The sequence below is a fragment of the Mesorhizobium sp. M0854 genome (genome assembly GCF_040319815.1).
Lineage (GTDB): Bacteria > Pseudomonadota > Alphaproteobacteria > Rhizobiales > Rhizobiaceae > Mesorhizobium.
Genome location: NZ_JAMYOL010000003.1, coordinates 252,305 through 264,563 on the forward strand (window position 1 = coordinate 252,305; position 12,259 = coordinate 264,563).

Below are 12,259 nucleotides of genomic sequence, written 5' to 3' on the forward strand. Positions count from 1 at the left end.
GGGAGGAGTCATTCTTCCCCGCGCAGCGCCGCCATTCCACTACCGCCTTGTCACGATAGACGGCCGCCGGGTTTCCCAGCCTTCCCGCTCCAGTTCCGGCACGCTGTGGTTCTCGCTGGGGTAGCCGATGCAGAAGTAACCGATCAGTGTCCACTCCGGCGGCACGTCCAGGATCGTCGCCATCTCGGCCGGATCGAGGATCGAGACCCAGCCCATGCCTATTCCTTCGGCTCGCGCCGCCAGCCACATCGTGTGGACCGCCATGACAGCCGAATAGTCTATGGTGGCTGGCATGGTCTGGCGGCCGAGCCCATGCCCTTGCTCGGTTGCGCGGTCGGCGAAAACCGCAAGCTGGCAGGGCGCCTCATTCAGGCCGGCAAGCTTCAGGCGCGAATACAGGGCGGCGCGTTCACCGCAAAAGCTTTGGAGTGCCTCCGCGTTGCAGCGCTCGAAGCAGGCCCTGACGGCGGCGCGGCATGCTTCGCTCTCGGCGACGACGAAGCGCCAGGGCTGGCTCAGCCCGACGGACGGTGCGGCGCTGGCAAGCTCGAGCAGCCGCTCCAGCGCTCCATCGGGGAGCGGCGTCGGCTTGAACCGCCTGACGTCGCGCCGCCACAGGAAGAGGTTGGCGAGCGCAGCGCGAAAATCGGCCGGGAACTCTGGGTTTGCGGTCATGGCGCGCTGCCTTTGTTGTGATTGCCCGGTTCGCCGGATGTTCGTCTTGTTTGCTTCGATCCAGGCGCTGATGAGGCGCTTCGAGCGACACTTCGTCTACCCGCATTGTCGCATTTCGCCGGCTGGCAACTTTCAGCTAAAGGCCGGACGGCATCGCCGCGATCTACGCCGTTGGACCTCGATCGGCAAAACAAAACCCGCCTCGGCAAGCCGGGCGGGCGTCGGTGCGAATCATCACCATACCCAAATTAGTAGCATAGCTGCCGGCACAAAGCAAGAACAAAATGTGGCGCCGCCGATGAAAACTGCCGATTTCAACTCTCGAGCGGGGAGATCGCTGCGGCCGCAACCGTGCGGCCGAGGCCGCCATGCAGATCGAGGCATCGTTCGAACCATTGCGCCACGACATCGCTGTCGTCGAGCAGCCGGTAGGGCGTGGCGATGCGCGCCCATTGCAGCGCGCCGAAAACGATGTAGTCGGCAAACAGCGGCGACGGGCCGCCGATGAAGGGCTGATAGCCAAGCATCGAGCGGAGCGGCTCCAGCGAGGCGCGGAAGCCGGCGAGCCCAGCGTCGCGGGTGGCGTAAACCGCCTCCAGGCGCTTGCCGAAGCGCTGCTCGCGGTTCTGCCGGAAATAGGCGGCGTTCGCCTCGTCCTGCATAGCGTGCAGGTCCAGTATCGCAGCGGTGGTGACGTAGGGATGGATGGTCAGCTGCGACCAGCGTTCGATGAAGCGCGCCGTCGCCTTGCCGCCGTCGCCGGAAAACAACGTCGGCCGCTCGGGATAGGTCTCCTCGAGATAGAGCGCGATGGCGAAGGAATCGGCGACCACCGTCTCGCCGTCGCGGATCACCGGAACGAGCTTCGAGACGCCGCCTTCCACCTTCGGCACTTCGACGAAACGGGTCGGCACGCTGGTGATGTCGAGCCCTTTGTGGGCCAGCGCCATCGCCACCTTCCAGCAATGTGGGCTGAATGGGCGGGCGGCATCGCGTCCGACAAGGTCATAGAGCAGAATGGTCATTGGCGGCAGCGTCCTTGCAGTCTAACTATGCCCGAAACAGACCCGCGCAGGGAGTCTCGCAGGTCGAGAGAAAATGAAACAGCATTTCAGGATGTTTGCGGCCTACAATCAATGGGCCAACGGCCGCATCTACGATGCCGCCGCCGATCTCGACGAGGAAGAGTTCGACCGCAATGTCGGCGTCTTCTTCGGTTCTATGATGGGAACGCTCAACCACCTCCTGGCAGCCGACCGTATCTGGATGAAACGCTTCACCGGCGAGGGCGACGCGCCGGCAAGGCTCGACACGGTCCTGCACCGCGCCTTGCCAGGCTTGCGGCTGGCGCGCGAGGCCGAGGACAAACGGATCATCGACTGGGTCGACGGCCTGAGCGACAAGGCGCTGTCGGGCCGCTTCTCCTACATGACCGTCTCGGATATGCGCACCGTCTCGCAGCGGCTGGCGCCGGCGCTCGACCACTTCTTCAACCACCAGACCCACCATCGCGGCCAGGCGCATGCGATCCTGACCATTCTGGGCAAGCCAAGCCTCGGACTGGACCTGACGATGTTCCAGCGCAGCGAGGAGGGCAGGGCTTTCGCCTGAACCTGGGGCGGCTGGTGAAGCGGACGGTGGATAGAGGGCGATCTGCCGAGATTGCAAAACGCGCCAAAACATTTTATGGAGCGGACGGTCGTGAGGGCGGCCGCTTCAGCAGCATTCAGCAGCATTCAGCAGCAACAGCGAGAATTGGCACGCATGCCCAATGAACCCTTGCGCCTCGTGGCGTTCTTCGCCGTGGTCCTGGCGCTTCTCAACTCCGGTTATTATTTCCACCAGGGCGACATTGTCGCGACCATCTATTTCATGATCGGCGCCATTCTTGTGACCGCGGTAACGCGGATGAGCATCAGACGGCAGCTGATTTAGGACCGATCTTCTTATCTGGCCGCCATCTCGACGGCTGGTTCGCTTCGACTGCGATCGAATTGAAAGCAAAGTCTTAGGACTTCGTTTGCGCTGTTGCTTCAAGGTAGCCGGCTGAAGCAGGAGCAAAAGCATGCAGATCGATTTGTCCCCGACGAGCTGGGGCAGGGTCGTGGCCGTTACCGTCGCGGGCACGGCGGTCTGCATTGCAGCCGCATTCCTCGTCGATTCCTTTAATTTCCCATATTTGTCGCCGGAAGCGCTGTGGCGGGCGCAGCTCACAGACCTGCTGCTGCCGCTTGTCCTGGCCAGCTCGTTCTTCTTCTTCCTCATGTGGAAAATGCGCCAGCTGGCGATCGCGCAGAAGGTACTGGCCGTCGTCGCGGCGACCGACAGCCTGACGGCGGTATTCAACCGGGGTGCATTTTCCATGCTCGTCGAGGCCTATCTCGAACAGGCCCGCAGCCATTCCGTCGTCAATGCCGGAGCCTTGCTGATCGTCGATGCCGACCATTTCAAATCCGTCAACGACCGCCTCGGCCACGACTGCGGAGACCAGGCGCTCAAGCTGATCGCCAGGACAATCCAGGGCCAGCTACGCGGCGCCGACATCGTCGGCCGGATCGGCGGCGAGGAATTTGCGGTTTTCCTTCCCGGCGCAGATCCTTCGCAGTCCTGGCTGGTGGCGGAGACAATTCGCCGGCGCGTCCGTGAGGCGGAGTTCTCGCCTGGCGGCCGGCCCTGTCCTCTCTCGGTCAGCATCGGCGGCGTCGCCTTCAGCGGGCCGACCACCTACGCCGAGATGTTCGTGGTGGCGGACAAGCACCTTTACAGGGCCAAATCGAACGGCCGTGATCAGGTCAGTTTCGAAACCGCGGCAGCGGGCGACCCGCCGGGCGGCGGCCCGATGACGGTCCATTGATGGTCGTTTCTGTCAGGCGGCGTAGCCGCCGAGGCCCCGGGCGACCGGCTTGACCGAGACCGCCGGCTGGGCGGCCGGCCAGAGGATGCCTGCCGTTACGGCAAAGGTGATCAGGGCGTCGCGTGCCGCTTCGGCCGAGATCTCGCCGGCACGTGCCGCCTCGCAGGCCTTCACCGCGGCGCCATAGCTCAGCCGGCGGCGCGAAGGCGGGAACTCGGTCAGGAATTCGTGCATCTCGGAGAACGAAGCGATCGTACGCTTGTAGCCGGCGCCAACGGTTAGGGCGACCGGGGTGGAAAACGTCCTGTCGTGCATTCTGGCCTCTCGAATGGGCGGAGGTCACGGCGGACGCCGTTCTCCGGTCTGGGGGTCGGGCAGAAACGCGGATCACGGCGCGAGGTTCCATGTTGCCGGGATTGTTTTTTCGCCGGCTCTGGGAGCGGTCGCCGGGCGAGCAAGCGCCGACGTCGAGGCGGGTGCCTACTTCCACATGCCACGCATGCGGGCGCCGAGGTCGACGCGCACCTGCGGCTGGCGGCGCGGATCGTCCGGGGCCTGGACGCTGGCCCAAGCCAGCTGTTCGAAGGCGCCTAGGATCGAGCGCGGGATGAAGCGCGTGCGCGAGGCATAGACATGGCGGTCGCCGCGCGCCGCCTGGCCGTGGACGAAAAAGCGATGCGGCATGACCAGGTGCAGGCTGTCCTTGGCCCGCGTCATCGCCACGTAGAGCAGCCGCCGCTCCTCGTCGACGTCCTCCTTGCTGCCGACGCCGAGATCGATCGGGATGCAGCCGTCGACGGTGTTGAGCACGAAGACGTTCTTCCACTCCTGGCCCTTGGCCGAATGGATCGTCGACAGGATCAGATAATCCTCGTCGCGGTGCGGCGGGCCGGCCTCGTCGCTGGTCGCGTCCGGCGGATCGAGTGTCAGCTCGGTGAGGAAGCGCTCGCGCGACGCATAGCCGGAAGCGATCTGCTCGAGCTGCAGGAGATCGGCCCGGCGCGTCGTTGCATCCTCGTGGATGCGTTCCAGATGCGGCTCGTACCAGAGCCTGACCTGTTCGATGTCGGCCGGCCATTTTTGCGCGCCGGCGCGCAGGCCGCTATAGAGCGCGACAAAGCCCGGCCAGTCGTCGGCGGCACGCTGCGGCGGCCGATAGCGGGCAAGCCCCATCGTCTCGTCAAGCGAATTTGCCATGGTCTCGACGATCGCATTGGCGGCCGAAGGGCCAATGCCCGGCAGAAGTTGCAGCACGCGAAAGCCGGCGACGCGGTCGCGCGGGTTTTCGGCAAAGCGCAGTACAGCCAGCAAGTCCTTGACGTGAGCTGCATCGAGAAATTTCAGCCCGCCGAACTTGACGAAGGGGATGTTGCGGCGCGTCAGCTCGATCTCCAGCAGGCCGCTATGGTGCGAGGCGCGAAACAGCACCGCCTGTGATTTGAGAACGGTGCCGGCTTCGCGTTCGGTGAGTATCGCCTGGCAGACATAGCTCGCCTGCTCGGTCTCGTCGCGCACGCTGACCAGCTTCGGCTTTTCCGCAGATTTGCGCTCGGTCCAGAGATTTTTGGTGAAACGTTCCGACGCTTCGCCGATTACCGCATTGGCCGCCGCCAGGATGGTCTCGGTCGAGCGGTAATTGCGCTCCAGCATGACGACTTCCGCCGGCTGCGCGAACTGCTTGGGAAAATCCAGGATATTGCGCACTTCCGCGGCGCGGAACGAATAGATCGACTGCGCGTCGTCGCCGACCACCGTCAGCCCCGATCCGTCGGGCTTGAGGGCCGTCAGGATCGAGGCCTGCAGCCGGTTGGTGTCCTGGTATTCATCGACCAGCACATGGTCGAAACGCGCACCCAGATGCGCGGCGATTTCCGGCTCGCCGGCCATCTGCGCCCAGTAGAGCAGCAGGTCGTCGTAATCGAGCACATTCTGCGCCTGCTTGGCCTCGACATATCGTGCGAATAATTGCTTCAGCTGTTCGGCCCAGCCGGCGCACCACGGGAACACCGAACCCAGCACCTCGCCGAGCGGCGCCTGTGCGTTGACGGCGCGCGAATAGATCGCAAGGCAGGTGCCCTTGGTCGGAAAGCGGGCTTCGGTCTTCGAAAACCCAAGCTCGTGGCGGGCGAGGTTCATCAGGTCGGCGGAATCCTCGCGATCGTGGATGGTGAAGGCCGGATCGAGACCGATCTCCAGCGCATAATCGCGCAGCAGCCTGGCGCCGATGCCGTGGAACGTGCCGGCCCAGCTCAGCGCATCGGTAATCACCGAGGCATCGCGCCCCAGCACCTCGCCGGCGATGCGCTCGACCCGCTTGGCCATTTCCGCCGCGGCACGGCGCGAAAATGTCATCAAAAGGATGCGGCGCGGGTCGGCACCCCTGACGATCAGATGCGCGACCCGGTGCGCCAGCGTGTTGGTCTTGCCGGAGCCGGCGCCGGCGATGACCAGCAACGGCCCGGCGATCTTGCCGTCGCCATGTTCGACGGCAAGCCGCTGCTCGGCGTTGAGCTTCGCCAGATAGGCCGGCTGGAAGGACGAATCACGGGCGGCGAGGTTCATCGCCCATCAAGCATCGTTTCTGCTTTGTTCGCAACGGTTTGCGGAGCCGGAATAGGGCTCGTGAACGAAGAAGCCTTGCGGGCAGGCCTGTCGACTAACGCTCGGGCTCGACGCCCATCCTTGCCGATTGCCGCCGCAGCGCCTCGCGATCGTCCTGTGGCGGCGGCAGCAGCAGCGGATCGAAATCGTCGGGCACCTCGTCGATCACTTTCTTGGCGACGCGATAGGCGACATAGACGATTGCCCCGGCGATGAGCAGACGGATCATGCCATCCTCCATTGATTGTGCAGCAACCGGAGACACGGCATTTTGTTCCCGGGCTCCTCGGCGAATGCGAGAACGACGCCGGCCGCGCAACCAAATCGCCGACGCCTCGTTGTCGGGCGAGAGGAGACTGCGATGAAAAAGCGCTCAATCCTGCTGCTTATGGCAGCTCTGACCGTTGCGGGTTGCGACAACAATATCCAGCCGACCAAGGCCCCTGGCGACACGGTCGATCAGAACCCGCAGGTCGACAAGAATCCGGTGCCGAAGTCGACGACCGGCGGCGATCAGCCCGGCACGCCGCCGAAACAATGACCGCCTCAAATGGCGTCGGCGCCGGTCAAGGAAGGTGGCCGGCGCCGCTTGGGAGGAAGCTGATGGCGCCGGCCAGGCGGAGATCAGGCCCGCCGCACATCCAAGGATAGCCGAGTCTTTCCGCAGCGTCATGGTTGATAGCGTACAGACGGCACGCCCCTGTGGACAAACCTGCCGGCCACAGCAGCGTTTGTTCATCACATAGTTCGTTCTTCCCATGGAACAAACCAAGCTGCTGCGTGTTTGGATGTCGATCGGACGCTCCCAAGGCCGCCGTTCACGAAAGAGCCCGCTCTCCTTGTCCCCCCTCAGGATAGCGGGTTCTTTTTGCGTTTTGCGGGAAGTCGCGGCGCGCGGGGTCGACATCACCAGCCTTGTCGGTTTTCGCGGCTTATGCGGCGAACCGGGGCTCAAGCCCTTGCGAAGCATGGTTGTCCCGTGCAAAAGCCCGGCCATGCTGATCATCAACGACCTTTCGCTCCGCATGGCCGGACGCCTGCTTCTCGACCATGCCTCGCTGACCTTGCCGGCCGGCAGCAAGGCTGGCCTTGTCGGCCGCAACGGCACCGGCAAGACGACCCTGTTCAAGGCGATCACCGGCGATCTCGCCTCCGAGACCGGCTCGATCAGCCTGCCCAAGAACACGCGCATCGGCCAGGTGGCGCAGGAAGCGCCGGGCACCGAGGAGCCGCTGATCGAGATCGTGCTCAAGGCCGACCTCGAACGGAGTGCACTGCTCGAAGAGGAAAAGACGGCGACCGACCCGCACCGCATCGCCGACATCCACATGCGGCTGGCCGATATCGATGCGCACTCGGCCGAGTCACGCGCGGCCACCATTCTCGCCGGCCTCGGCTTCGACGATGCCGCGCAGCGGCGCCCGGCCTCGTCCTTCTCCGGTGGCTGGCGCATGCGCGTCGCGCTGGCCGCCGCGTTGTTTGCCGAGCCCGATCTGCTGCTGCTCGACGAGCCGACCAATTATCTCGACCTCGAAGGCACGCTGTGGCTGGAAAACTACGTGTCGAAATATCCGCATACCGTGCTGCTGATTTCGCACGATCGCGACCTGCTCAACCGCGCCGTTAATTCGATCGTCCATCTCGACCAGAAGAAGCTGACCTTCTGGCGCGGCGGCTACGACCAGTTCGAGCGCCAATACACCGAGCAGCGCGAATTGCAGGAGAAGGGCCGCGTCAAGCAGGAAGCCGCGCGCAAGCACATGGAATCCTTCGTCGAGCGCTTCCGCGCCAAGGCATCGAAGGCGAGGCAGGCGCAGTCCCGCATCAAGGCGCTGGAGAAGATGAAGCCGATCGCCGCGATCGTGAACGACACGGTGCGGCCGTTCTCCTTTCCGGAGCCGGTGAAGGCGGTGGCCTCGCCGATCATTGCGCTGAACAACGTCAATGTCGGCTACACCGAGGGTGCGCCGATCCTGAAGAAGATGACGCTGCGCATCGATGCCGACGACCGCATCGCGCTGCTCGGCGCCAACGGCAACGGCAAGTCGACCTTCGCCAAGCTTTTGGCCGGCCGGCTGAAGCCGGAGACCGGCTCCATGACCGTGGCGCCCGGGCTGAAAGTGGCTATCTTCGCCCAGCACCAGCTCGACGACCTCAGGCCCGATGAAAACGCCTATGAACACGTCCGCCGGCTGATGCCGGACGCGCCGGAATCCAAGGTGCGCGGCCGCGTCGCCCAGTTCGGCCTGACCACCGAAAAGATGAATACCGCGGCCAAGGATCTGTCCGGCGGCGAGAAGGCGCGGCTCCTGATGGGCCTGTCGGCCTTCGAGGGGCCGAACCTTTTCATCCTCGACGAGCCGACCAACCATCTTGATATCGACAGCCGTGAATCGCTGATCCATGCGCTGAACGATTTTCCCGGCGCGGTCATCCTGATCTCGCACGACCGCCATCTGCTCGAAGCGACCGCCGATCGGCTTTGGCTGGTCAAGGACGGCGCGGTTAATCCGTATGACGGCGATCTCGAGGATTACAAGACACTGGTCACCGGCGTCTCCGGCGACCGCCGCGGCAAGCGCGAGGCGGAAAAGGCGTCGAAGGCCGACCGCCGCCGCGACGCAGCCGCGCGCCGCGCCGCCTTCGAGCCGCTGGCCAAGGAAATCCGCGCCACCGAAGCGCTGATGGACCGCCTCCGCAAGCGCATCGACCTGATCGAGGACGAACTCGCCAACCCGGCCGTCTACGAAAAGGACCCGTCGACCGCGACAAGGCTGGCCAAGGAGCGCTCACAACTTGCGCAACAGCTGGCCGGCCATGAGGAAAAATGGCTGTCGATGTCGGCGGAGTACGAGGAAGGCACGGCGGAGTAGGACGATGTCGACAAAACTTTGGATCGAAGCTGCCAAGGTTTTGGTTGTCAATTCCGAAGCGGTCGTAAAATGCCCTGAGTGTGGAGACGGCAATCTGCTGGTCATCGACGCCGGAGCCGGATCATCGCATGTCGAGCGCCACATACATTGCCCGAAATGCGGCGCCTACAACGCCTTGCTCAAGCGCATTGATGGCGGGTAACTGGCCCTACACGCCGCCGCCATAAACGGCTAGTTTGCACCCATGAATCAGTATGCCAAGCTCAAAATCGGCCATTCGGCCTGCCCGCATGATTGCCCCTCGACCTGCGCGCTCGAGGTCGAGCTGCTCGATGAAAAGCGCATCGGCCGTGTCCATGGCGCCAAGGCCAACAGCTATACGGCCGGCGTCATCTGCGCCAAGGTCGCCCGTTACGCCGATCGCGTCCATCACCCCGACCGACTGCTGAAGCCGTTGATCCGCGCCGGCGGCAAGGGCGAGGGCGCCTGGAAGGAATCCAGCTGGGAGGCGGCGCTCGACCTCGTCGCCGAAAGGTTCATAGCCGCCGAGGCAAAATATGGCTCGGAGACGGTCTGGCCCTATTACTATGCCGGCACGATGGGTCTGGTGCAGCGCGACGGCATCGAGCGGCTCAGGCACGCCAAGAAATATTCCGGCTTCTTCGGCTCGATCTGCACCAATCTGGCCTGGACCGGCTGGATGATGGGCGCCGGCGCGCTGCGCGGCCCCGACCCGCGCGAAATGGCGAAGTCCGACTGCGTGGTGATCTGGGGCACCAACGCCGTGGTCACGCAGGTCAACGTCATGACCCACGCCATCAAGGCGCGCAAGGAACGCGGCGCCAAGATCGTCGTCATCGACGTCTACGAAAATGCGACGATGAAGCAGGCCGATCTCGGCCTGGTGCTGAAGCCCGGCACCGACGGCGCGCTGGCCTGCGCGGTGATGCACGTGCTGTTCCGTGACGGCATGGCCGACCGCGCCTATCTGGAACAATACACCGACGATCCGCACGGTCTGGAAGCGCATCTTAAGACGCGGACGCCGCAATGGGCGGCAGACATCACCGGGCTTTCCGTCGACGAAATCGAGACCTTCGCCCGGCTCGTCGGCACGACGAAGAAGACTTACTTCCGCCTCGGCTACGGCTTTTCGCGGCAGCGCAACGGTTCGGTCAACATGCATGCCGCGGCCTCGATCGCCGCGGTTACCGGCTGCTGGCAATATGAGGGCGGCGGCGCCTTCCATTCCAACTCGGGCATCTTCAAGCTCAACCAGGAACTGCTGGAAGGCACGCGGATGCGCGATCCCTCGATCCGCCATCTCGATCATTCGCGCATCGGCCCGGTGCTGACCGGGGCTGAGGATGCGCTCTATGGCGGCCCGCCGGTGACGGCGCTGCTGATCCAGAACACCAATCCGGTGAATGTCGCGCCGGAGCAGCGGCTGGTGAAGCAAGGCTTCCTGCGCGACGATCTGTTTTCCTGCGTGCACGAGCAGTTCATGACCGACACCGCCAAGCTCGCTGACGTGGTGCTGCCGGCGACGATGTTTCTCGAGCATGACGACGTCTACAAGGGCGGTGGCAACCAGCACATCACCCTCGGGCCGAAGCTGATCGATCCGCCGGAAGGTCCGCGCACCAACCATTTCGTCATCGAGGAGCTCGGCAAAAGGCTCGGTGTCGCCGATCGTCCTGGCTTCGGCATGACCGAGCAGCAGCATATCGACATCATCTTGGGCAAGCGCGGGCTGGGCAGCTTTTCGAGCCTGAAAGAGCAGAAATGGGTCGATTTGCAGCCGGATTTCGAGGCCGCACATTTCCTGGACGGCTTCGGCCATGCCGACAAGAAATTCCATTTCCGCGCCGACTGGACGGGCCAGGCCGCACCCAACCGGCCGCCGAAAAGCATGGGCCTGTTCGGACCGGTGGCGAACCTGCCGGAATTCCCCGACCACGTCGACCTGATCGAGGTGGCTGATGAGAAGCATCCGTTCCGGCTGACCACCTCGCCGGCGCGCAATTTCCTCAATTCGACCTTTGCCGAAACGCCGGTATCGCAGGCAAAGGAGCGCCGGCCGGAGTTGCTCCTGCATCCCGATGATGCGGCGGCACTCGGCGTCGCCGACGGCGGCCGTGTCGAGGTCGGCAACCAGCGTGGCGAGGTGGTGCTGCACGCAAAGCTGTTCGACGGCATTAAGCGCGGCGTCGTCGTCGCCGAAGGCATCTGGCCGAACAGCGCCCATGAGCGCGGCGAGGGCATCAACGTGCTGACCGGCGCCGATGCGCCGGCGCCCTATGGCGGCGCCGCCTTCCACGACAACAAGGTCTGGCTGCGCCCGGCGGATTGAGCGTCGGAACGATATCTCCATCCGGCCGTTTTCGCGTGGCGGGTGGAGGCATTGTCATGGCAGAAGTGTTGCCGGCGCCGGATCCCATCGGAAGGACACTGTCGTCCGGCGAACTCGTAACCACGATGTCCCACTTTCATCGCGCCGAGATTGCGCGCATGGCTGGGTGGCGTGACCGCCTGGACCGGACGAGCAACTGGGCGATAACCGTTGTCGCAGCCATGCTGTCCGTTTCGCTTTCGACAGCCAGCGCTCACCATGGTGTGCTGCTGTTTGCCATGCTGCTTGTTCTGCTGCTGCTGTGGATAGAGGCCCGCCGATATCGCTTCTTCGACTTCTATCGGGCTCGCGTGCGCCAGTTCGAACGGCACTATTTCGCGCAGATATTCTCGCCGCAGCCGGACTTCGCGTCCGATTGGCTGTTGATCGTCGGCGAGAGCCTGCGCGCGCCGAAATTCCTGATTTCGCAACGCATGGCTTTGGCGCGCCGCCTGCGTCGCAATTACATCTACATGCTGCTGATCCTGCTGCTGGCCTGGATCCTCAAACTGTCGACCCCCAGTCTTCTGACCGAAGGTGTCCGCATCGGCTTCGTCGGGTCGATGCGTGAGGCCGTCGCCAGTGCTGCCTTGGGTCCAATTCCGGGCGCCGTCATCGTCGTGCTGGTCGCCGTCCTCTATGCGGGCCTGCTGGTGACAGCATTTCTGACAGAGAGCGACGACGGCGAACTCTCCTTCGGTGACGTCCACGTCTAGCAACGCAACGCCCTGTCTAGCAACGCAACGCCCTGTCGCGCGTTGTTGGACACGTGCATTGGGCGATGGGGGTTTCATGGCTTGGCAGGCTCCGACACGTTCCAGCCTGGCGCTGCTGGTTTGCGCTTTCGTCCCCGCGGGGGCGGCC

The 12,259-nt window shown here is 64.1% G+C and carries 13 protein-coding genes; 8 read left to right on the forward strand and 5 right to left on the reverse strand.

What is annotated here, in order from left to right; all coding sequences use genetic code 11:
* Positions 1 to 39: 39 nt before the first annotated feature.
* Both bluB and NKH99_RS06960 read right to left on the reverse strand, forming a co-directional pair.
* Entirely contained in the window at positions 40 to 675 is a 636-nt protein-coding gene (bluB, locus tag NKH99_RS06955; protein ID WP_353013327.1) for a 5,6-dimethylbenzimidazole synthase, read from the reverse strand.
* A gap of 314 nt (positions 676 to 989) precedes the next feature.
* Positions 990 to 1,700 (reverse strand): glutathione S-transferase family protein, encoded by a 711-nt coding sequence (locus NKH99_RS06960; protein WP_353013329.1) that lies wholly within the window; start codon positions 1,698 to 1,700, stop codon positions 990 to 992.
* Positions 1,701 to 1,773: 73 nt separating this feature from the next.
* Between NKH99_RS06960 and NKH99_RS06965 the strand changes: the two genes are divergently transcribed.
* The 3 genes from NKH99_RS06965 to NKH99_RS06975 all read left to right on the forward strand — a co-directional run bounded on the left by NKH99_RS06965 (position 1,774) and on the right by NKH99_RS06975 (position 3,529).
* Positions 1,774 to 2,286 carry a DinB family protein gene (locus NKH99_RS06965; RefSeq protein WP_352472607.1) on the forward strand — a complete coding sequence of 171 codons (513 nt, stop codon included), beginning with the start codon at positions 1,774 to 1,776 and terminating at the stop codon, positions 2,284 to 2,286.
* A 75-nt stretch (positions 2,287 to 2,361) separates the two neighbouring features.
* Positions 2,362 to 2,610 (forward strand): hypothetical protein, encoded by a 249-nt coding sequence (locus NKH99_RS06970; protein ID WP_353013331.1) that lies wholly within the window; start codon positions 2,362 to 2,364, stop codon positions 2,608 to 2,610.
* A gap of 130 nt (positions 2,611 to 2,740) precedes the next feature.
* On the forward strand, positions 2,741 to 3,529 hold the full coding sequence (locus tag NKH99_RS06975) for a GGDEF domain-containing protein (RefSeq protein WP_352684985.1): 789 nt from the start codon (positions 2,741 to 2,743) through the stop codon (positions 3,527 to 3,529).
* 12 nt (positions 3,530 to 3,541) lie between these two features.
* Here NKH99_RS06975 and NKH99_RS06980 read toward each other — a convergent pair whose 3' ends face one another.
* The 3 genes from NKH99_RS06980 to NKH99_RS06990 all read right to left on the reverse strand — a co-directional run bounded on the left by NKH99_RS06980 (position 3,542) and on the right by NKH99_RS06990 (position 6,359).
* On the reverse strand, positions 3,542 to 3,844 hold the full coding sequence (locus tag NKH99_RS06980; RefSeq protein ID WP_352452964.1) for a DUF982 domain-containing protein: 303 nt from the start codon (positions 3,842 to 3,844) through the stop codon (positions 3,542 to 3,544).
* Positions 3,845 to 4,009: 165 nt separating this feature from the next.
* Complete coding sequence (locus NKH99_RS06985) at positions 4,010 to 6,091, reverse strand: ATP-dependent helicase (RefSeq protein WP_353013333.1); 2,082 nt, start codon at positions 6,089 to 6,091, stop codon at positions 4,010 to 4,012.
* 94 nt (positions 6,092 to 6,185) lie between these two features.
* Entirely contained in the window at positions 6,186 to 6,359 is a 174-nt protein-coding gene (locus tag NKH99_RS06990) for a hypothetical protein (protein ID WP_023677660.1), read from the reverse strand.
* 132 nt (positions 6,360 to 6,491) lie between these two features.
* Between NKH99_RS06990 and NKH99_RS06995 the strand changes: the two genes are divergently transcribed.
* The 5 genes from NKH99_RS06995 to NKH99_RS07015 all read left to right on the forward strand — a co-directional run bounded on the left by NKH99_RS06995 (position 6,492) and on the right by NKH99_RS07015 (position 12,111).
* The gene (locus NKH99_RS06995; RefSeq protein ID WP_023677659.1) at positions 6,492 to 6,671 is read left to right on the forward strand and encodes a hypothetical protein; all 180 of its coding nucleotides are present in this window, start codon (positions 6,492 to 6,494) and stop codon (positions 6,669 to 6,671) included.
* A 454-nt stretch (positions 6,672 to 7,125) separates the two neighbouring features.
* Positions 7,126 to 9,003 carry an ABC-F family ATP-binding cassette domain-containing protein gene (locus NKH99_RS07000; RefSeq protein ID WP_353013335.1) on the forward strand — a complete coding sequence of 626 codons (1,878 nt, stop codon included), beginning with the start codon at positions 7,126 to 7,128 and terminating at the stop codon, positions 9,001 to 9,003.
* Between the two features lie 4 nt (positions 9,004 to 9,007).
* Positions 9,008 to 9,205, forward strand: coding sequence for a hypothetical protein (locus tag NKH99_RS07005; protein WP_352541645.1), 198 nt, complete (start codon positions 9,008 to 9,010; stop codon positions 9,203 to 9,205).
* 42 nt (positions 9,206 to 9,247) lie between these two features.
* Positions 9,248 to 11,356 carry a molybdopterin-containing oxidoreductase family protein gene (locus tag NKH99_RS07010; RefSeq protein WP_353013337.1) on the forward strand — a complete coding sequence of 703 codons (2,109 nt, stop codon included), beginning with the start codon at positions 9,248 to 9,250 and terminating at the stop codon, positions 11,354 to 11,356.
* A 56-nt stretch (positions 11,357 to 11,412) separates the two neighbouring features.
* Positions 11,413 to 12,111, forward strand: a complete 699-nt coding sequence (locus NKH99_RS07015) for a DUF2270 domain-containing protein (protein WP_352472615.1) — start codon at positions 11,413 to 11,415, stop codon at positions 12,109 to 12,111.
* Positions 12,112 to 12,259 lie beyond the last annotated feature (148 nt).